14 protein-coding genes are annotated in these 22,675 nt (G+C 41.7%); 6 read left to right on the plus strand and 8 right to left on the minus strand.

The annotated features are described in order from the left end of the window. A complete protein-coding gene (locus IE056_RS12195; protein ID WP_189604996.1) occupies positions 1-1,377 on the plus strand; it encodes a sialate O-acetylesterase in 1,377 nt (458 codons plus the stop codon). Between the two features lie 168 nt (positions 1,378-1,545). Here IE056_RS12195 and IE056_RS12200 read toward each other — a convergent pair whose 3' ends face one another. From IE056_RS12200 to IE056_RS12235, 8 genes are read right to left on the minus strand one after another with little or no spacing between them, the layout of a single operon-like run. Beyond that, positions 1,546-2,517 (minus strand): type I phosphomannose isomerase catalytic subunit, encoded by a 972-nt coding sequence (locus tag IE056_RS12200; protein ID WP_189604997.1) that lies wholly within the window; start codon positions 2,515-2,517, stop codon positions 1,546-1,548. A 51-nt stretch (positions 2,518-2,568) separates the two neighbouring features. Then, positions 2,569-4,881: a beta-glucosidase BglX gene (bglX, locus tag IE056_RS12205; protein ID WP_189604998.1), complete on the minus strand. Its 2,313-nt coding sequence runs from the start codon at positions 4,879-4,881 to the stop codon at positions 2,569-2,571. A gap of 1 nt (position 4,882) precedes the next feature. Continuing rightward, positions 4,883-6,190 (minus strand): glycoside hydrolase 5 family protein, encoded by a 1,308-nt coding sequence (locus tag IE056_RS12210; RefSeq protein ID WP_189604999.1) that lies wholly within the window; start codon positions 6,188-6,190, stop codon positions 4,883-4,885. A gap of 23 nt (positions 6,191-6,213) precedes the next feature. Beyond that, complete coding sequence (locus tag IE056_RS12215; protein WP_189605000.1) at positions 6,214-7,473, minus strand: glycoside hydrolase family 26 protein; 1,260 nt, start codon at positions 7,471-7,473, stop codon at positions 6,214-6,216. Further along, positions 7,470-8,663, minus strand: coding sequence for an AGE family epimerase/isomerase (locus IE056_RS12220; RefSeq protein WP_189605001.1), 1,194 nt, complete (start codon positions 8,661-8,663; stop codon positions 7,470-7,472). The genes IE056_RS12215 and IE056_RS12220 overlap by 4 nt, the downstream gene beginning before the upstream one ends. Then, positions 8,663-9,832 carry a glycoside hydrolase family 130 protein gene (locus IE056_RS12225; protein ID WP_308427637.1) on the minus strand — a complete coding sequence of 390 codons (1,170 nt, stop codon included), beginning with the start codon at positions 9,830-9,832 and terminating at the stop codon, positions 8,663-8,665. The genes IE056_RS12220 and IE056_RS12225 overlap by 1 nt, the downstream gene beginning before the upstream one ends. A gap of 33 nt (positions 9,833-9,865) precedes the next feature. Then, a complete protein-coding gene (locus tag IE056_RS12230; RefSeq protein ID WP_189605002.1) occupies positions 9,866-11,701 on the minus strand; it encodes a sodium:solute symporter family protein in 1,836 nt (611 codons plus the stop codon). Between the two features lie 14 nt (positions 11,702-11,715). After that, positions 11,716-12,846 carry a glycoside hydrolase family 26 protein gene (locus tag IE056_RS12235; protein WP_189605003.1) on the minus strand — a complete coding sequence of 377 codons (1,131 nt, stop codon included), beginning with the start codon at positions 12,844-12,846 and terminating at the stop codon, positions 11,716-11,718. Between the two features lie 208 nt (positions 12,847-13,054). Here IE056_RS12235 and IE056_RS12240 point away from each other — a divergent pair, with 208 nt between their 5' ends. The 5 genes from IE056_RS12240 to IE056_RS12260 all read left to right on the plus strand — a co-directional run bounded on the left by IE056_RS12240 (position 13,055) and on the right by IE056_RS12260 (position 22,611). Beyond that, the gene (locus IE056_RS12240; RefSeq protein ID WP_189605004.1) at positions 13,055-13,927 is read left to right on the plus strand and encodes an AraC family transcriptional regulator; all 873 of its coding nucleotides are present in this window, start codon (positions 13,055-13,057) and stop codon (positions 13,925-13,927) included. A gap of 467 nt (positions 13,928-14,394) precedes the next feature. Beyond that, the gene (locus IE056_RS12245; RefSeq protein WP_189605005.1) at positions 14,395-17,514 is read left to right on the plus strand and encodes a SusC/RagA family TonB-linked outer membrane protein; all 3,120 of its coding nucleotides are present in this window, start codon (positions 14,395-14,397) and stop codon (positions 17,512-17,514) included. 10 nt (positions 17,515-17,524) lie between these two features. After that, on the plus strand, positions 17,525-19,078 hold the full coding sequence (locus IE056_RS12250) for a RagB/SusD family nutrient uptake outer membrane protein (protein ID WP_189605006.1): 1,554 nt from the start codon (positions 17,525-17,527) through the stop codon (positions 19,076-19,078). 17 nt (positions 19,079-19,095) lie between these two features. Further along, complete coding sequence (locus IE056_RS12255; protein ID WP_189605007.1) at positions 19,096-20,175, plus strand: CIA30 family protein; 1,080 nt, start codon at positions 19,096-19,098, stop codon at positions 20,173-20,175. Between the two features lie 102 nt (positions 20,176-20,277). Next, positions 20,278-22,611, plus strand: coding sequence for a fasciclin domain-containing protein (locus IE056_RS12260; protein ID WP_189605008.1), 2,334 nt, complete (start codon positions 20,278-20,280; stop codon positions 22,609-22,611). Positions 22,612-22,675 lie beyond the last annotated feature (64 nt).

Below are 22,675 nucleotides of genomic sequence, written 5' to 3' on the forward strand. Positions count from 1 at the left end.
ATGAAAAAAATTGTATCATTTCTGATGCTTCTTATGATCAGTTCCCAGGCTTTTCCAAATGTTGGAGTGCCTTCCATTTTTTCAGATAATATGGTGCTACAGCGAAATGCTGAAGTCAAAATCTGGGGATGGGCGAAAGCCGGGGAAGAGGTGAAAATCCGGACTTCCTGGAGTGATGAAGAATTAACAACGACTGCCGATAATATGGCGCACTGGGAGATCACTCTGTCCACGCCCGATATTCGCGGCGCGCAGGAGATCAATATCACCGGATACAATGAAATAATACTGAAAAATGTGCTGCTAGGAGAGGTTTGGCTGGTTTCGGGACAATCCAATATGGAATGGAGTGCAGACGCAGGTATCACCAATGCTGAAGAAGCCATTGCCGGTGCAGAAAACACCAATATCAGGTTTTTTGCGGTAGAACACCGAACAGCCGAAAGTCCGCAGCAGGATTTAGGTGGTACCTGGGTGGCCAGCACCCCCGAAACCATGAAGTATTTTAGTGCTATTGGGTACTTTTTCGGGAAGAAATTACATGAAGAACTGGATGTACCTGTAGGGATCATTAATTCCAGTTGGGGTGGTACTCCCGCGGAAGTATGGATGCCCGAAGAATCAGTGGAAAATAATGAAAGATTATCCAAAGCCAGCAAGATGATCCCGGAATCTGAATGGTGGCCAAATGTTCCCGGAAGCCTTTACAACGCCATGATCCACCCCGCAATTCCTTTTAAAGTCGCAGGCTTTCTATGGTATCAGGGAGAATCGAATTCAAATAACGCCGACTATTACGAAGAAACCTTTTCTACCTTGATAGAAAGCTGGCGCAGCAAATGGCAGGAAGAACTGCCATTTTATTATGCGCAGATCGCACCTTTCGACTACGGAGATAACTTTTCGGGTGTCAAGGTAAGAGATGCCCAAAGACGGGTATTAAAACTCCCTAAAACCGGAATGGTGATGACCAGTGATATTGGAAATATCCATGATATCCATCCTAGGAACAAGCTGGATGTAGGCCTTAGGTTTGCCAATCTTGCCCTGAAGGAAGTATACGAAATGGAAATTACCGGTGCCTATGCCCCGCTCTTCGACCACATCGAAACCGACAACCGAACCCTTAAAGTTTACTTCAAAAATGCTGAAGGCTTGAGGATAGATAAAAATAATGCTGATTCTCAGTTTGAGATTGCAGGGGAAGACAAAGAATTTCATCCTGCTAAAGCAAAGCTTAAAAACGAGGTTGTACAGTTAAGAGCTAAGCAGGTTAAGAATCCGAAGTACGTTCGGTTTTCCTGGGGAAATATGAGCACTTCCAATTTATTTAACGCTGCGGGATTGCCGGCTTCCAGTTTTACAACAGAATATTAAATAAAATTTCAAATTTCAATTTCAGAATTGGGATTAGGACTAGGATTCGAGCGGGACGCTCAAACCTTAATCTGAAGATATACAAGAGTTGGGACGAGCAGGATGCTCACACCAAAAAAAAAATCCTGTGGCTTTCGCCACAGGAGTTATATATATGTACCTTCAGGTTTAGTTTATAAAAACCTCCAGCAATTCAGCATTCTTAGAAGTAATATTCACCGATTTATTGATCGCCGGGATAAGAATGGTTTGTCCCTGTGCAATAGGCTCAGAGTTACCGTTTACCTCCACTTGTGCCGTTCCGCTAACGCACATATAGATCACGAAAGAATCAGTTTTACTGTAATCTTTCTTCACCTTCCCCTTTACCGGAAGAAAATTCGTGGTGAAATATCTACATTTCGCAATATTCGAGGATTGGTTTTCCACAGAATCATAATCCAGTCTATAATCATCTTTTTTCTCGAAGTCAATCGCATCAATGGCCAATGCAGTGTGCAATTCCCTGGAGTTACCTTCGGCATCTTTTCTGTCCCAGTCATAAATACGATAGGTTATATCTGAGGTTTGCTGTATTTCAGCTAAAAGAACACCCGCTCCAATGGCGTGAACTTTTCCGGTGTTAATGAAAAAAGAATCCCCTTTTTTTACTTTTTCAAAATTAAGTACGTCGGTGATCTTTCCTTCCTCCAGCTGCTTAATATAATCTGCTTTACTGATGGTTTCTTTGAATCCGATATTAATTTCTGCACCTTCATCCGCCTGCATGATGTACCACATTTCGGTTTTTCCGAAGGAATTGTGACGCTGCCGGGCTAATTCGTCATTAGGATGTAACTGAACCGAAAGTTCAGTTTTGGCATCGATAAATTTTATAAGCAACGGAAAATCTGCCCCAAATTCTTTGTAGATCTTTTCTCCTAGAAATTCGTCTTTGTAATCAACGATAACACGGTTTAGAGAAAATCCCTGCAAAGGCCCGTTTTCTACTACTGAAACCGCCTCGGGCACCCCGGAAATCTCCCAGCTTTCTCCGAGGTTCTCTCCTTCTGAATCTTTATTTAAAACTTCCCTTAATTTCTTTCCGCCCCATATCTTTTCTTTAATGATGGGTTTGAATTTTATCGGGTAATCTAACATCTCGTTTCTTTTTTGTTTTGCAGGATCAAAAATACTCAATTATTTTTTTGATTACTCCTCTTCAAGAACAAAAGAAGCCTTCAGGGTTTCCATAGAATTTCCGCCAACAAAAACTTCAAATTCTCCGGGTTCTATTACATATTCCCCCTGTGCATTATAGAAGCCTAGCTCTTTTTCTGAAAGAACAAAATTTACTGTCTTTGTTTCTCCCTTCTGAAGCTCTGTTAGCTCAAATCCCTTGAGCTCCTTCACAGGTCTAATGATACTTCCGTAAAGATCCCTGATGTACAATTGCACTACTTCTTTCCCGTCGTATTCTCCGGTATTGGTAACCTGCACTGAAACCTCCACCGGCTCATTCCTTTTATAAGAATTCTTGTTTAGCTGTAAGTTATCGTACTCAAAAGTCGTGTAACTTAATCCGAAGCCAAATGGATACAGCGGCGTATTCTCCACATCCATGTAATGCGACCAGAACACCATGTTGTCTCCCGGCTGAGGGTCTACCGGTCTTCCGGTATTGCCGTGGTTATAATAAATAGGGGTTTGCCCAATATTTCTTGGAAAGGTCATGGGCAGCTTTCCGCTTGGATTATAATCTCCGTAAAGCACCTGTGCAACTGCATTTCCGGTTTCCGTACCAAGATGCCATGCTTCAACGATCGCAGGAATATTTTCGGCAGCCCAGCCAATTGCTAAAGGTCTTCCGTTATTTAGTACCAGTACCACATTTTTGTTCACTTCAAAAACCTTTTCCAACAATTCCTGCTGAACTCCCGGAAGATCAAGATTTGTCCTGCTTCTTCCCTCACCGCTCTGGAATCCATGTTCTCCCAGCACCATTACCACCACATCTGCATCTTCGGCTGCGCTGATTGCAGCATCAAATCCGCTTTTATCGGTTTCATTGAAGGTTAATTCGTTGATGAAAGTTACCTGACCCGTCACAAGATCGGCTCCTTTTTCAAAAACAAGCTCATTGCCTTCATATTGCTGCATTCCTTCCAAAACAGAAACTGCAGTATGATCTTCTGAAGCTATTCTCCAACTTCCCAGCGGGCTGTTCTTATCATTTGCAAGAGCTCCTATCAAAGCGATCTTTTGCCCCGATTTCTTCAGCGGAAGCAGATTTCTTTCATTTTTAAGCAATACAATGGATTTTTTGGCCATATCCAGCACTGCTTCACGTATTTCTGAACTTCCAACTATTTCTTTCTCTCTTTGTTCATCAAGATACTTGTAAGGATCATCAAATAAACCGAGTTCAAATTTCACCCGTAAAATCCTTCCTACCGCATCGTCAATCACGGCTTCGTCCACTTCTCCATCCCTTACCAGGTCCGCCAGTTCGTTTACATACGCATACGACTCCATATCCATATCAACTCCCGCTTCCGCAGCTTTTTTGGCGGCCATTCTTTCATTCTTCACATATCCGTGGGTCGCCATTTCTTCAATAGAGGCATAATCTGAAATTACAAAGCCCTCAAATCCCCACTCTTCTTTTAGAATGTCCCTTAAAAGATATTCACTTCCGGTAACCGGGACTCCGTTGATCTCGTTGAAGCCGTTCATAAAAGTTCTCACCCCGGCTTCTTTTGCAGCTTTAAAAGGAGGTAAAACCATGTTGTGAAGCGTTACTGATCCAATATCTGCTTTGTTGTATTCCCTTCCTGCTTCAGCAAAACCATAGCCTGCAAAATGCTTGGCAGTGGCTGCAATGGTCAAAGGATCTGAAAGATCTTCCCCCTGAAATCCTTTTACTCTCGCTACAGCAATTTTACTTCCCAGATAAGGATCTTCTCCCCCACCTTCCATCACGCGGCCCCAGCGGGCATCACGGGAAATATCAACCATGGGTGCAAATGTCCAGTTAATACCTGAAGCTGCAGCCTCTTTAGCCGCTACTTCAGCCGATTTTTGTATGGCTTCCATATCCCAGCTTGCCGACTCTGCCAACGGAATGGGACTTAAGGTTTTATACCCATGGATCACGTCAAATCCAATGATCAACGGGATTCCCAACCGGGTTTCTTCCACCACGATCTTTTGCACGGCCCTTACCTGCTCTACTCCTCTTACCGTTAGCATGGAACCTACGAGTCCGCTGCGCAGGTGTTCATATTTTTCCTCGGCACTGCCACCTTCGGGGGCAGGCCCGGTCACTTCCCAGAATCCGTTGTACTGATTCATCTGTCCCACTTTTTCTTCCAGGGTCATGATATTCAGCAAAGAATCCACTTTTTTGGTAATAATCTCCTTTTCAGATTGCATAACAGAAGTATTTCCTGTTTGCTGGGCACTGCAGGAAGCTATTGCCGCTACCGAGCCTACAAAAACAGATATTATAACTGATTTTTTCATATTACTTATTATTTAATGCATCGTTGTACCCTTTAATTAACTGAAGTGTGGAAGCATCCCTGGCAAAAACAGTATTTAAACCCTGAGGCTCCTGCGGTGGATCTCCTGAAAAATCATCTCCTTCTTCCCACTTCCCATTCACCTGGTTTTCGGTATTGGCGTAGCCTCCAAAGCCCCAGAAATTCACTCCGGCAATATGGCCGTCCTCTTCATAACTCTCCTTCAGTCTTCTGAAGAGAGTTTCATAAAAAACATTCCTGTTTTCTACAGAAGCATCCAGCGCCAGACTTTCTTTCTCCCTTGGAAATCCAAATTCAGAAATAACAATAGGCTTATTCAGCTCCCTTGCCACCTCAAGATGTTCATTAGTATATTCCTGTGCATTTTGAATAGAGATCTGCAAAGAACCTTTCTCGTCCTCGATATCATACCATTGCCAGTTTTTTGGCCACATGTGCATGGTCAAATAATCAATATCGGGATTTGAATGCAACATCTTGAAGGTTTCAATTTCCTGCAAATAGCTGGCTTTTCCTTCTGCTCCGGTAGAGATAAGGGTGTTGGGATCCAGTTCCTCCAGCAAATCTACCACCTCATCAAGCCAGTCTTTGAACGGCTCCCGGTCTTCTTCTGTGAAAATACGTGGCTCATTGGCCACCTGCCAGGACATGATGGTGTTATCCTCGGTGTATTTTTTCCCTGTATACGCATTGGTCCTGCCAATAATAAACCTTACGTGGTCCTTAAAGGCCTCACGACACGGGGTACAGGTATGAAACTGTTGAGTATACTCAAAATATTCTTCCCAGGTATATTTTTCCAAAAATGGATTGGCAACTTCACCGTACCCGTTCCACTCCAGATACGCAGACATCCCGCCAGACCAAATCCAGTTATTGTTAAGGTACAGCACAGCATACATATTTCTTTTATCCATTTCAGCTAACAAAAAATCGAGTCCGTCGAGCAGGTCTTCGTTGTATACACCCTGTTCTGGCTGAAGCGCAGGTTTCACCTGGAAATCCTGAGTTCCACCTTCGGCTCCTACCAGGATTCGTAAATTATCGATCCCGATACTGTCCATTAGATCCAGCTCTTTTATAAGCCTTTCCCGGTCGCCTATATTCCTGGCTCCTATCAATGGTCCATACCAGTAATTGGCCCCTACAAAATAGTATGGTTCACTCCCTTTAAAAAAATGTCCGCCTTTTACCGTTACAGGCAGATCCTGTGAAGCAACTTCTTTGGTGCTATTACAGGATGAAAGCAGAAGTGAAATTGAGAATGCCAGCAGATAAATTTTCTTCATCTTTGAAATTTTTTATCGATTTCTTAATTCGGCAGACTATAAAAGTCATGCATATCTTCAAGCAGCATCGGTTCCTCCTTTTCAAGGAATTTTAAAAAGTCATCTTCTCCTTCAGTTCCCGGCACGGGAATAGTGTATGAAGCTGCCGAATTCTGCCAGAACATCATAAAGCCTATTTCTACATCATCTCCCGTAAGCGCTTTGTATAATTTTTCAGAAAAGAAATTTGGGGGTAAGGCATTTTCAGAATCCACAAAGAATCCGGTTTCAGCTAAAGCGGCGATCTTCACTTTTTCTATAGCAAGATCTGATACCATTTTTAGTTTTTCATTTGCGATTTCAATCCTGGATCCGTCCTGTGGAGTAATATCTCCATAGTTGTCCATCCCCAAAATATCTACATATTCATCACCCGGATACCTCTGTAAATAAAGGCTGCTGGAGGAGTAAGAATTATCTGGAGAATAGGCATAAAGAATATTGTGAACACCCAGTTCGTCCCTCAAATACTCTACGGTGAACCTCCAGGCGGTTTTATACTCTTCCGCAGTGTTATAAGCTGCTCCCCACCAAAACCAGTCTCCGTCAAACTCGTGGAAAGGGCGGAAAATTATGGGAGATAAAGTACCGTCATCTCCTTTGATACTCTTTGCAACCTCAGCAACTTTTTCCAGCTTTTTCTTATAATACTCGTGGTTTGCGCCTCCGGGTAATATACTTTTAAAAGCATTATTTTTTTGAAATTCGGTCATCTCGCTGGTGTAAAAATGATCTCCTTCATAAGGTTCGCGTATGTGCCAGGTAAAATGATTAATCATTCCTTTGTTGTAGGCTTCTACCGCATCTGCAATGATATTTTGTTCCTGCTGATAGAACCAGTTATTTGCCTGCCCATTGTTTGAATCATCTGTTATGAACATAAAATCCTGCCCCAACAAACCAGGATCACTTCCGGTGGTTTTCTTCACGTCAGATTCTCCGCTGTTATCGTTATAAAATGAACTGAAAGCATCCTGATGTCCTACCACAAATTTAGATTGGGAAATAGTCTTCAAGTGGTAAAATAATGCGACAGTTTCTTCGGTTGCAGCTGCATCCACCATATAGGTCCTGGCATCTTCAGGTTGTAGAACAAAAGTCTGTTCCTCGTCGTCCTCATCATCTTTATCATCCGGTTCTTCCACAGGATCCACAGGAATTTCAGGTTCTGCAGCATCATCATCTTTACTGCAGCCAAGAAGCATGGTGCTTGCTATAAATAGTAAAAGAGGTATCTTTTTCATGAGTTTTGTTGTATTATTTGAATGCAGGCTCTTGAATTATGATAGGGACATTTCCACATTCCCAGTTTATCTTCTTGTTGATATGGATTATTATTCTCGTCTACCCTAAAATGCCATTCCCCGTTCTCTGCGTCTATAATGTGCTTCCTGGTATATTTCCAAATATCCAGCAACGCATCCCTAAATTTTCCTTCTCCCGAAAACCTCCATGCATAATCCAGCCCCACAATTGCTTCTGCCTGCGGCCACCAGTGCCTGTCCGTATCTGTTTGGCCTGAATCCAGCTCTTTCTCATTGATCACCCCGGCCTGCGGAACATAGGCTTCCTTTAAAAAGGTTTCGGCCACAGCCACAGTCAGATCCCGGGTTCTGTTTATCAGAGCAACATTTTTCAATTCTTTCGCTGCTTCAAAAAGAAGCCAAACTGCTTCAATATCATGTCCGTAAGAGATGATGTTCCCTTCACGGTTCCAATGTACATCGAAAAATAACTGAAAATGCTGATTTTTGTCATCATAGAACTTATTCAGGAAGAGAAGCGTCAAACTTTCCAAAGCCTCCTCAACCTGTTTATCCCCCGATATTTTCAGTAAAGTTGTATAAGATTCCAGCACATGGAGATGGGTGTTCATAGTTTTGGCCGAGTTTTTATCCTTTTCACTTAGCCGCATATCTTCAATGGGTGACAAGTCTTCCTGAAAGGCTTCAAAATAACCACTATACTCCCGGTCCCTCGCATGCTCCTCTAAAAGCCGAAATAAAGAAAGTGCCCATTCTCTGGCGCTTTCCTTTTTAGTATAAATGTAATATTCAGACAATGCATAAATAGCAAAAGCCTGAGCATAAATTTGTTTGCGTTTATTTACAGGATTCCCTTCTGCATCCAGTTCCCAGTACACCCCTCCAAAAGAAGTATCCTGAAAATGATTTTTGAGATACTCATAAGCCCTGTCTGCATAATATTTCAGTTCACTGTTCTGCTGAAAATTTCCTGCAGCGCTAAAGCTCCAGAGGATTCGGGTATTAAGAATAATTCCTTTAGATGCTCCGGAAATTTGTTTGTTCAAATAATCCCGTTGCCCTACGAATCCACCGTTTTCCTCATCAAGGCTATATTCCTTCCAGTACTCCAGAATATTATTCAATTCTGAAGATAATTCGGTCTTCAATTGTTCAATGGGATTGCTCATTATTCCAGTTCTTTATTCCTGTCTACTAAATTGATGATATTTTGAACAGATGCTGCAGAAATGAATCCGTCCTGCGGGGTGTTCTTCACATAATCAACCAACCTCCTCACAGAAGAAACCGCCACGTGACAGCGGGTATCTGAAGAAGCATAATAAATATATACAGTCCCGTCATCATCTGTGATCCATCCGTTTCCAAAAAGCACATTAGGAACATCCCCAACGGTTTCCTGATAATTAGGCGCCATAAAATATCCTGCTGGCTGATAGATCACTTTTGAAATATCACTAAGATCTGTCATGAAAAGGTATAGCGTATAACGCAGTCCTCCTGCAGTATTTCGCACCCCGTGAGCCAGGTGCAACCATCCTTCTTCGGTCTTTATAGGTGCAGGACCAAGTCCGTTTTTCAATTCATAAATAGTGTGGTAAGCCTTGTGGTTGATGATCTTCTCATCTTCCAGAACAGGATTTTCCATGCTTTTTACATAGCCAAGTCCAATTCCGCCGCCTTTACCCACTTCTATAAATCCGTCTTGAGGACGTGTGTACAGCGCATATTTCCCATCCACAAATTCCGGATGTAACACCACATTACGCTGCTGTCCCGAGGTTGAAATCAAATCTGGCAGGCGTTCCCACTTCACAAGATCTTTTGTACGGGCAATACCGGCATTTGCCACAGCTGCAGTGGTATCGGGATTGCTTTTGTCTTTTCTTTCGGTACAAAAAACGCCGTAGATCCAGCCATCTTCATGAGCCGTAAGGCGCATATCATAAACATTTGTATCGGGCTCTTCCAGTTGCGGCATGACCACGGGCTTGTCCCAGAATCTAAAGTTATCTACTCCGTTTGGACTTTCTGCCATGGCAAAGTAAGACTTACGGTCACTGCCTTCTACCCTAACTGCCAGTACATACTTCCCTTTCCATTTTATGGCTCCCGGATTAAAAGTGGCATTTACTCCAATTCTTTCCAGTCCCAGCGGATTCGTTTCTGCATGAAAATCGTAGCGCCAGTGCAGCGGCGCATGTGCAGCAGTTACTACAGGATTTTCGTACCGCTCGTAGATTCCGTTATTAGGAGTTACGGGCCTGTTTTTCTTCTGAAGGAATTCTTTCTGTTCCTTCATTAGAGTTTCGTATTGCGGAATCATATTCATTTTCATATTGGATTGTGTAAAACTTGAGTTGATTTACAGTTATTTGATATTAACATCGGGTTCATTTTTAATTCGGTCCCACCAGTTCTTCTTCAGGATAATCACACATAGTACAAGAACTGCCAGGGAGATCACGAATGAGATATTCTCGTGTAAAATGAGATAAAGCGGGATTAGCACCAGTAGCGTTTGAGCGATTACTCCTATGAGCACATTGAACATGTCTCTCCAGAAATTATTATTCCTTTTAAATTCAGGTTCTTCCTTTCTTACTTTTTCGAGCACAGGTTTCCAGAATCCCCAAGGGCGTGTCTTTTTATAGAAATCCAGCAGGACCTTTTCATTGGTGGGAGGTGCAGAATAAGTTCCAACGATACTTCCTATAATAGATATCAATAAGATCACCGGAAAATAATACAGATCCAGAGTATCTGTGAACATTGGGAAAATTAACGCCGGAATGATTCCTGACACCATTCCCCAGAAATAGCCTTCCCCGTTAAACCGCCACCAGTACCATTTTAAAGTATTTGAAATCACGTAGCTGCCATAAAGTGCAGAAACGATCCATTGTAGGATGGAATTCACATCCAGTACAAAGAATCCAAGGACAATACTTACAAGTACTACAACGATACCACTCCCGTAGTTCATATTCTTGATTTTTTTGGAAGTGGCATCAGGGTTATATTTCAGATAAATGTCATTTACCAGATACGCCTGCGCAGCATTTAAGGTTCCCGCGAAAGTTGACATAAAGGCTGCCAAAAGTCCGGCGAGCAGCAATCCTAATAATCCCACCGGGACAAACTGACTTATAGCTGCAGGTAATATCTTTTCAAAATCCAGAATTCCGGCAGTTTCCAGCTGAAGATCCTCGTAAAAAAGGATGGCCAGAACAGAAAAACCTCCAACCATCAAATATCTTGTAGGGATCAAAGCCGCTATTGAAAAAGCACTCATTTTAGCTGCTTCCAATGGAGATTTTGTGGAAAGGATTTTCTGCATGTCGTAGTTTGGTGCAGGCCCGGCAATACTGGAAAGTATTCCTTTAAAGACCATAAGCATAAAAAAGAGTCCGAAAAGGGAGTATTGATCTTCGGCAATTTTTGTGTTCACCTCATCTATTATTCCGGTCCAGTCAATGTCCAGCTCCCAACCAAATAAGGGATCAAACCAGCCTTCAGGAACATTCATGGTATTTTCACCCATCGCATTCCAGGCAATTACTGCAATGGCAATAGAAGAAACTGTCATTATAGTGTACTGCAGCAAATCTGTCCATACAATCCCCGACATTCCTCCTAAAATGGAATAGAAAACGGCAAATAATGTAAAGATGATTCCGTAGAAATGGGGAATATAAAGCGGCGGAACATTAAATGGAATGTATGCAGACACGATTTCCCACGGAATAAAGATCTCGACAAATTTTCCGAGGCCAATGAACCCATATGCCAGGAACCCAAGGCAGCTTAGGATCGCAAAAACCACAATGATACTGTGAGAGCGGTTACCACCTTTTCCTTTTCCGAAACGAAAATGGATCCATTCCGCTCCGGTGGTCACCTGGGAGCGTCTTAACCAGGTTGCCAGAAATACCATTAAAAACACCTGATTAAAAACCGGCCACAACCATGGAATCCAGATGCTTTTAAAGCCGTACACAAACGTAAGCGTTACCAACCACATGGTCCCTGAAATATCAAACATTCCGGAAGCATTGGAAAGCCCCAACATATACCACGGCAGGTCTTTCCCTCCCAGAAGGTAATCGTCTTTACTTTTCTGGGCTTTTCTTCTCAGTGCAAGCCCAATGACAATCGTACCAATGAGGTAAGCGAGTATAATGGCAATGTCTAAACCTTGTAACATAGAGGTTGGGTGTTTTATTTATGGGTAATTTCTTCTACTTCGTCCAGAAACAGTATTTCATCGAGCTTTGAAAACTTTCTAAAATCTTCTTCGGAAATCTCTCCCGGATAGGTTGAAAAATAATGAGCCGGCCTATCATTTCTCCATAACAAAACCCAGGAAATTCCGGAGTTTTTAATTCCCGGATATAAAGTTTCAGTCCACCAGAATTTATCCTCTCCAAAATTATTATTGCCGCTTTCTGTAAGAGCGTAAGGTTTCCCGTTTACGGCCGATTTCTTCTGAAGGATCTCGAGATTTCCTTTCACACTTTGGGTAAAGGCTTCATTACCGCTATGATTGTAGATATCCACTCCCATGATATCCACATATTCATCGCCCGGATAATAGATATCAAAGTCCTCTTCACTGCTCAGGGTATTTGGGGAATATGCATATAAAAGATTATGCACATTATTTCTTTTCAGCAATTCCATGGTTTCCCGCCATAACTGCTTGTAATCTTCGGGAGTTGTACTCCCTGCTCCCCACCAGAACCAGCCTCCATTCATCTCATGCCATGGACGGAAAACAACAGGAATGGATTTATTATTCTCACCCTTTAAAGAATTTAGAAAATTACTTAAACGCTGAATCCAAAGTTCAAATTTTTCCCGTTCTGCCCCTCCCTTTAATACTGATCGAACCGCCGGGGTGGCATCCCAGGAATCTCCGTTGGTCACAGGGTTATCAATATGCCAGCTCATGGTGATAATCCCGCCCCGCCTATGGATCTGTTGTATATGATCTTTCATGAGCGCAAAGGAAACAGTGTCGAGATTGTAGGCATTTCCCAGTTCTATATGGCCAATATCAAAACCATGAACTGCTGGAAATTTTCCAGCCACTTCTTTAATATCACTTTTCAATTGAGAAGGATCATCTTCATGCTGCCAGCCTATTCCGTAAGCCGTTGCATCCTGATGGCCAAAAGCAATTCCTTTTTTTGCTATTTCCCGTATGTTGTGGTACAACAATTTTGTCTCGTCTGTTGCTTTTTCATCTGCCACATCAATCCGGTCCACATCGACCTCAAAGGAAGATCTACAGGAAATAATGGAAGCTAAAGTGACAAATATGAGCGATATTTTGAAAAAATATTTCATCTGAAGTTTCTTTTCTGGAGTTTAAATGGTAAAATATTATAACCTATAATAAATCTTATAGTATATTTAACCTGAAAAATTTTACTATATCGTTTTAAAAAGATATTGAAAATTAACTATTCCAAAAATAAGCCGCTAATTCTAATTGAATTAATAGGATTTTGTCATTTCATGATGAAATTTTTTCTATATAAATAACATAACACCCATGCAGTACGATATACACCGGGAAATCACCCCATTAGCACCGGAAGACAGCTTCCTGGTTTTCGACAGAATTAAAAGTGATTTTGACTTTCCCATCCATTTTCATCCGGAGTACGAAATTAATTTCATACTTAACGGAAGAGGCGTTCGCAGGGTCATTGGGGACAGTATGGAAGAAATAGATGACATTGAACTGGTACTGGTAGGTCCAAACCTCCAGCATGGATGGGAACTTCACCATTGCAGGAATACCAACATCCACGAGATCACCATTCAATTCCACAATGATCTTTTCGACTCAAAACTCCTGGCTAGACGTATAATGAAACCTATTAAAGATATGTTTGACCGGTCCGCCCACGGAATTCTGTTTTCTAAAAAGATCTCGGAAGAAGTGAAACCAAAGATCCTGAAGCTGTCCAAAATTGACAGTATTGATTATTTCCTGGAACTCATATCCATCTTACAGGACCTTGCAACATCCCGGAATCAACGGATGCTTTCCTCCTATACTTCCAACAATAAGAATTTTGAAAACAGTGATAAAACAAGGATAATCTACGAATATGTACAGGAGAATTATCAGGATAAAATCTCACTGGCAGAAATTTCAAAACTGGTCAACATGAGTCCGGTTTCTTTTAACCGTTTCATTAAAAAACGCACCGGAAAAACCTTTATTGAATATGTAAACGACACCAGGATTGGCTATGCCGCCCGTTGGCTCATTGAAAAAGATCTGAGCATAGCAGAAATAGCTTTCAAATGCGGTTTCAATAACATCGCCAATTTTAACCGAGTATTTAAAAAGAGCAAAAGCTGCACCCCCAGTCAGTACCGGGAAGAGTTCAGCGGAATAAAACGGGTTTTATAAAACTGGGTATTTTTCGAATTCTAATTGCAAAATAAGTTAGATATTGTTTAATCCTGGGAATAATAAATTTTGAGTGTTTTTTCGGCTTTTTGTAATTATAAACAGCAAGATTCAGGTTCCAGCTTTATTGCCCCCTTAACCGGTTAAAAAATATTTTGTTAAATAAAATGAGTTTTCCTCTAAAGTTATTTATCATAAATGTTAAAGAAGTTAAGAAAAATTCACAGATTTCAGATGCCCTTTTATTCCTTATATAATTACCTTTCATTTATTTACAGCTTCAAAAGGCTAGGATGGAAAAGATATTATTATGAAATGACAAAATAATATTAACATTAGCCCTACTGTAGCTTTAAATTTGAGTAATAATAAAATATCAGGATCATTTTATCAAATGAATAAGTTGAGACTGATTATATTCATAAAACCATAATTGTTTTGAAAAACCATTAAACAGTAGAATTCTTATGTACAAATTTACATCCAAAGGCGAAAACGTTTTCTATCGCTATGGCAAATTATTGTTCTTTTTAATTTTTTGCACAGCAGCACAAAACGGTATAGCACAAGAACGGGTAACAGGAGTTGTTACCGACAACAATGGCGTTCCACTTCTCGGGGTCAACGTCATCGAACAAAATACTTCAAACGGAACCACGACCGATTTTGATGGAAACTTTCAAATCGTAACCACAACAGAAGATCCTATCCTGGTATTTAGTTATGTAGGTTTCACAAGCCAGGAAGTTCCCCTTTCGGGACAGGAACACATCAGTGTAACTTTAGATGAAGATGCTGCAGCTCTGGAAGAGGTAGTGGTTATTGGATATGGTTCTCAATTACAAGAGAATATCACAGGATCTGTATCTCGTATTAATTCCGAAGCTATTGAAAACATACCTCAAGTAAGTGTAGACCAGCTTATGCAGGGTCGCGCGGCCGGAGTACAGGTAAGCAGGAACTCGGGACAACCCGGTGCTGCGGTTTCCGTACGTATTCGGGGGGTAAACACCATTACAGGTTCAAGTGAGCCTCTTTATATCATTGATGGGGTGCCAGTTTCCGGTGAAGCCAATGAAGAAGGACTGAGTCCTCTTTCCGCCCTCAACCCTAACGATATCGAATCCCTAAACATTCTTAAAGATGCCTCTGCAACCGCCATTTATGGTTCTAGGGGATCTAACGGGGTAGTATTGATCACTACCAAAAAAGGTAAAATTGGAGAAGGAAGGTTCACCTATGATTCCTATATGGCTGTTCAGCGTCCTACCAATAAGATGGACGTGATGAATTTACAACAGTATGCCACCCACCAAAATACTATTGGAGAAATTTACGGTCTTGATCCGCAAATGGATTTTCTTCATCCGGAACTATTAGGTCCCGGTACAGACTGGCAGGCACAGATATTTGATGATGCCCTACAGCAAAATCACCAGTTATCTTTTTCCGGAGCTACAGAGAAAATCAATTATTTCCTTTCTACTTCCTATACAGACCAGGAAGGTACTGTAATCGGTTCCGCTTTTGATCGAGCGACCGTTCGAGCTAATTTACAGGCAGATGTAAACGATTGGATAAAAACGGGCATCAATATTTCTGCAAGTAGAACAAATGACCAATTAACCATCAACAATGAAAGTAACGGGATTATTTCCTTATCATTATTAAACAACCCTGCAACGGCTGTTTATAACCCTGACGGTTCTTTTGCAGGGCCAATGACTCCCGATGAAATTGCTTATGCCACCAGAAATCCAATTGCAGAAGCTTTACTTATTGATAATACACTACAAAGAAACAGGGTGTTTGGTAATCTTTTTGTTGAACTTGATCTGCACGACAACTTATCATTCCGATCGGAATTCGGTGGAGACTTCGGAAACGCAATAAGAGACAATTTTCGCCCTACTTTTTCTTACGGAGCACTGGAAAGAGGACAAAACCAACTAAATGTTGGTAGAGAGACAAATGATTTCTGGATTGTAAAAAACCTATTAACGTATACAGATACTTACAACGATGTACATGACCTAACAGTTTTGGCAGGTCAGGAAGTACAGGAGTCAAGCTGGGAAGGTGTGAACGTTCAAGATGGGGATTTTGTGGGCAATGAAGTACCGGTTCTTGGTACAGGTAACGCCAATGATATTGCGAATCAGTTTAGAGGTAGTTCTGCACTTGAATCTTATTTCGGAAGAGCAATTTATTCCTTCGACCGCAGATATAACCTTACTGTCTCGTTGAGAGCTGATGGATCTTCAAAATTTGCGGAAGGTAACAGATGGGGATATTTCCCTTCGGTTTCAGCCTCCTGGAGACTATCCAACGAATCTTTTATGCAGGATTTTGATGCCATTCAGGACATAAAAATTTATGGAGGTTATGGAGAAGTAGGTAACCAAAACATCCCTAATTTCGCATACGGAGTTCGGTTAAATACTGTTAACACAGGGCTGGGAACCGGTTTCGAATATGCAAACTATGAAAACCCAGATTTAACTTGGGAATCTTCTACACAAACCAATTTAGGTCTGGATTTCGGTTTATTCAACTCAAGATTGGGCGCTACTGTGGAAGTATATAATAAAGTATCACGCGATTTCCTTTACCAACTGGCGGTAACAGATTTTGTTACCGGTGGACAGGCACCAGGAGGAATTGCCGCTCCATGGGTAAACCTTGGGGAAATGGTAAACAGAGGTATTGATGTTTCTTTAAGTTATAATACAATAGACTCTCCGGTGAGATGGAGTTCTGTACTTACTTTCTCTCATTATAGGAATGAAGTGACAGAATTGTTGGGTGACCTTACCATCAATGGACAATTATATATGAACGATTCCAACGAAAATGTTACCCGCACTGAAGTGGGGCAACCGGTTGGAATGTTCTACGGATATGAAGTAGAAGGACTTTTTAGAACTACTGCTGACATAGAAGGAGCGCCTATCCAATTTGGAAGAAGATTTGAAGATGCCCTTTTCGATACCAACTGGCTTGGAGATATCAAATATAGAGATGTCAATGGAGACGGTGTGATCAATGCTGATGATAGAACTGTTATTGGTAACCCACACCCCGATTTTACCTTTGGTTTCCAAAACGATTTCGCTTATAAAGCTTTTGATCTTTCAGTATTCCTTCAGGGATCTTATGGTAATGATGTCTTCAACGGGGTCAACCGTACTTTAACAGCAGGTAGTAGTTACTATGTAAATCAATCTCCGGAAGTTTTAGATTTCTGGTCTGTAGACAATCCAGACGGGCAGCAGCCAAGATTGGTGAGAGGTAGTGAAAGTAACCCCAACATTAGGATTTCAGACAGGTATATTGAAGATGGATCTTACCTAAGAATCCAAAATGTAAGGTTAGGATATACTCTTCCTTCTGAAACATCTGAAACTGTGGGAATAAACAGACTAAAGATTTACGGAAGTATCCAGAACCTCTGGACTTTCACCAACTACTCGGGGTATGATCCTGAAGTAGGAACTTATAATCAGAATGCCCTTTTAATGGGTGTTGACAACGGGCGCTATCCCTCGCCAAGAACTTTTACTCTAGGGCTTAATGTTGAACTATAAAAAAAGAATGATGAAGAATTTAATAAGAACAAAGGTTTTAGCGCTGGTTGCTCTTTCAGCCGTGCTGTTTTTCCCTTCCTGTAGTGAGGACTTTTTGGACAGGCCACCGGAGGATTCATATAACATAGATGAATTTTACGCGACAGACCAGCAAGTGATAGCTGCAGCAAACCATCTATATTCACGACCATGGTTTGGTTTCATCAGTAATGTTTCCTGGCCAATTGGAGAAATTGCTTCCGGTAATGCACGTACCTGGGATGCCAGGAATCAGGAATTTTCGAACTATTCTATTTCAGGATCTCACGGAACTTTAACTCAGGCATGGGAATCGTTATATGCTGTAGTTGCCCAGTCCAATTCGGTAATAAATACGTTACCTGAAGCTGTTAGTGCAGATGTTTCTGAAGATATTGTGAACAACTCGGTAGCTGAAGCCCGTTTCATAAGAGCTTCGGCATATTTTTACCTGGTAAGGATCTTTGGATCTGTTCCCATCCTTGCAGATAATACTGAATACGTACTGGAGCCGGTTGTGCCACGTAATCCTGTTGAAGATGTATACGAGTTTATAAGACGTGATTTGGAATTTGCTGTAGAAAACCTTAACGACAGGACTATAGGAACTGAATTCGACAGAGGACGTGTTTCAAGCAACGGTGCTAAAGCTATGTTGGCAAAAGTATATCTGACCCAAGGAAACTGGTCAATGGCGTACGAAATGGCACAGGAGGTAATCGATTCAGGTGAATTCAGGTTACTGGAAGATTACAACGCATTGTTCTTGGAAGAAAATGATAACAATGACGAATCTATTTTCGCTTTACAATGGTCAAACTCCGGAGAATATTCCGAAGGAAATGCTATTCAGTCTTTCTATGCTCCGGCGGGTGTAACAGGTTTCTCTGATGGATGGGCTGCTTTAGGTCCAACAATTGATCTTCAGGAAGCTTATGAAGAGAATGATACCATCCGCTATTATGCTACCATTATGGAGCCGGGGGATTTTTACCCAAGTATAAATGGCGGCTACACTGTTCCTGAAACGATTAACCACCAGGGAACGGGCGTTGGCATCAAGAAATACGTGATAGGCAATCCCGATTCTGGTGGAAATGAGCAGAGCTACCCCAACAACACGTACATTTTGCGTTATGCCGACCTTTTGCTTATACATGCAGAAGCTGCTATTAGGGGTGGCGGGTCCATAGAAGCAGGTACAGAATCTCTTAATAAAGTTCGTGCCAGGGCAGGATTAGAGCCAATTGAAAATCCAACATTTGAAGATGTTTTCCACGAAAGAAGGATAGAATTGGCCTTTGAAATGGAATTCTGGTATGACGTGGTAAGACAGGGTCCAGAGTTTGCAATAAACTACCTTGGAAATGTGGAAAGGGGCCCCTGGACAGACGACACCTATTCGGAAGTTGACCCTGAAAGTTATATTCCCACCCAGGATGACCTGCTATATCCTTACCCGGATAGCGAAACACAAAGCAATCCTGCATTGTTGGAAGCGCCTGTACCTTACGATTTCGATAATCAAAATGGCGATAACGAATAAATTATAAAAAGATATTTATGAAAAGCTTAAAAAACAGAACAATGAGCAAACATCCGTTCTTTCTGGTACTCCTGGCGGCATTTTTAATAGCTTCATGTGAGAGCGATTTTGATGTTGAGGAACTCGAAGGAGGAAATGAACCACCAGTGATTCTCAGTGTAAGTGAAGCGCAGGAAGATGTACCTGTAACTCAGGGAGTCCTGGAAAACACCTATATCATTAGAGGCGAGAACCTTTCTACCATTATCGGGATTTGGTTCAATGGTGAAAGATCCAACTTTAATCCTGCTCTGGGAACAGATCAGGTTGCCTTCACCACTATTCCCGAAACAGCCCCATATGTAGGGCAGGAAAATGTGCTGAGGATCGAAAACACTGCAGGAGTGACCGAATATGATTTCTCTCTTTTGAACATTCAAGGTTTTACTGAATCTACTACAGAAGCCGGAGTGAAAACAGTGACATTATTGGGTGGGGATTTCTCCGATACCGAAACAGTCACTTTTACTACAGGAACAGAAGAAGATGGCAACCTAATCGAAAGGGATGCTGAGATCTTATCTGTATCTGAAACTGAAGCTACTGTAGTTGTCCCGGACGGGGTGGAGCAGGCATTTATCTACCTGACAACCTCAAGAGGAGCCACAGCACAATCAGAATCATATGGATTTAATTATACGATCTTTATAGACCAGCTTAATCAAGATTGGGAAATGAGCCAGTGGGGAGGAACTTTTGACGTAGAAAACACAGATCCTGCTTTGGGAGAGTATTCCATTGAAAGTGTAAGGGATGCGTGGTCTGGTATAACTTTTACCCCATCAACTCCTATTTCGTTCAATGAGTACAATTCTATCACTGTTTCGCTGTATGCGGCCGGAGCAACAAGACAAGTAAACGTAGCTTTGAATGATTTCAACGCGTCTGTAGAAGTTGAGCTAACACCTAACCAATGGCAGAAAGTGGTAATTCCACTGTCCCGTTTTTACCCAACAGGTGGAGCACCGGCTGCTATTAATAGGATAGACTTTCAGGAAGCCACAAACACAAATGAAGGTCCATATACATTCTACATAGATGACTTCGGATTCCTATAATGGTTCGATAAAATCTATAGAATACCTACACTTTAGACAATCGGCAACGATGGCCTAAAGTGTAGGATAATAATATGAAAATTGACAACAAAACAAACACAGATGAAATTAACCAGACAATATTACTTGTTGATGCTTGTTATCTTAGCAGGTTTCAGCTCTTGTGAAAAGGATGATGATTTGTATCCTCAGCTGGGAGAAGATCCCAGGAACATAAGTGAAATACTTTCGGAAACTGAAGACCTGTCAACATTCTATCAGGTATTGACCGAAATGGAATTGGACTCTACCTTGAGATCCACGACTACATATATTGTTTTTGCACCGCAAAATGAAGCTTTTGCAAATGTAGATCTTGATGGTCTAAGTGAGGAAGAATATGATAACACTATACTAAACCATTTATTAAGTACCGTAACTGCAGATTTCACCTCAAATTTAACTACAGGATACCGTACTACTATGGCCACAGGCCCTAACGGAACCAACCTTAGCCTCTTTATCAATGCTGAAGGTACTCCAACCCTTAACGGTACTGTCCAGTTGGTAGATGGCTCTTCCAACAGAGGAGCCACTAATGGTGTTCTGCATGTGGTAAACGAAGTTTTAACTCCTCCTACGATCCTGGATCACCTGGAGGCGAATCCTGAATTCTCAATGTTCCTTGAGGCTGTTGAAGAAGCTGGCCTAACAGAAGTACTCACAGTGACTGAAGTTACCGATGAGGAAAACCCGGATTACCCCGTAACAATTTTTGCACCGACCAACGATGCATTTGAAAATTCCCTTTCCGTTTTAAATGGAGCCTTAGGGTGGGAAAGCCTTGATGATATTCCTGCTGAAGTACTTCAGGAACTATTACAGTACCACATAGTACAGGGTACAAATACGGTTTCCGGTGAAACACCAGGGACAGAGCAAACCACCATGCAGGGAGAGACCTTCTCCATAAGTGCACAATCAGTTATTTCTGATGCCAGTTATACAAATGCCAATTTCGTTCAGGCTGATATTCAGGCTACGAATGGTGTTTTACATGGTATAGATAAACTCTTGCTTACAGAAGATGTGTTCCAGGATTATCTTGATGAAACTTTGAATATCAGGGAAAGACTGGAAGATACCGGGTTCAGCATGTTCCTCACAGCAGCAGAAATGACAGGATTAAGTGGTTCTTTGGAAACAGATGAACTTACCGTTTTCGCACCAAACAATGCTGCTTTTGAAGCTTTCTTTGGAACAATCGAAAACTATGAAAGCCTGGAGGATTTTGATACCCAGGAAGAACTTGACCTTCTAAGGAGCGTATTGGAGTATCATTTACATTCAGGTATTTTATTAAGCAGCCAATTGACTGATGGTACATTGACAACCGTACAGGGAGACCTTGTGACAGTAGATACAGGAGCGGGCTCATTAACACCTTCTCATGAAGCTGCACAAAGAGCTAACCTTGGTAGAACAAACATTGGAGGCACAAATGGTGTGATCCATGAAATTAACAACTTCCTAGTTTCAGATGTGGACGCAGAAGCTCTTGGATATCCTGTTCCTTCCACCGGCGGACCTGAATTTGGCCTTGAGATCTATCATGATGCTCTAAACCCGGACTTCTGGTATGGATGGACTGAGCCCGATTTTGCCAACACAGAGAATGTTTATTCCGGTGACCAATCCATCAGGCTAGACTACGCCGGATATGAAGCGCTACAAATTGGTAATAGCGACGGAGCGGACATAAGCGGATTTACAACCGTAGATTTCGCAGCCTATTCAGAAGCAGGAACAAGTATTTTGGTCTACATGAACGGCCAGAATTCAGACGGAGTGGTTCTTACCGTACCTGCCGGAGAATGGACAAGATTCTCTGTTCCTGTAGCAGATATTTCTACAGGTGCAACAAGCCTTACAGAAATTGCTATTCAGGATCAATCAGGAGAAACAGGAACAATATATTATGACCAGATTGGTCTTGATGTCACCGGGGGCGGGAACTCGGCACCAAGTTTTGATCTTCCTGTTTATTCAGACGGAATTCAATCAGGATTCCAGGATACCTGGGATGGCTGGGGAGGAACCTATACATTTAACAGTACAGAAGTTGTTCAAAACGGTGAGACTTCCATTAAACTGGAATATTTCGCAGATTCATGGGGAGCTTTGCAAATTGGTGGAGCTGACGGTGTGAATGCAACAGATTATGCTACCTTTAACTTTTCTGCATACGGAGCACCCGGTTCCGGTACAACTCCTCTCGTTGTAGGTTTAGCCGGAGTTGATGATGGAGTAAGTGTTGAGGTGGTAGAAGGCGAATGGACTACCTACAGTATTCCTGTATCAAGTTTCCCCGACACCTCTTTAGGAGAAATAAGAATCAAAAACAATTCTGCTGAAGCCACCACTATCTATATTGACAACATTGGCTTTAACAACTAAGATTTTCAAAAAGTAGTTTCAAAGATCCCTGTAATTTTTTTTACAGGGATCTTTTTTTCAAGAA

Source organism: Salinimicrobium marinum, assembly GCF_014651535.1.
GTDB lineage: Bacteria > Bacteroidota > Bacteroidia > Flavobacteriales > Flavobacteriaceae > Salinimicrobium > Salinimicrobium marinum.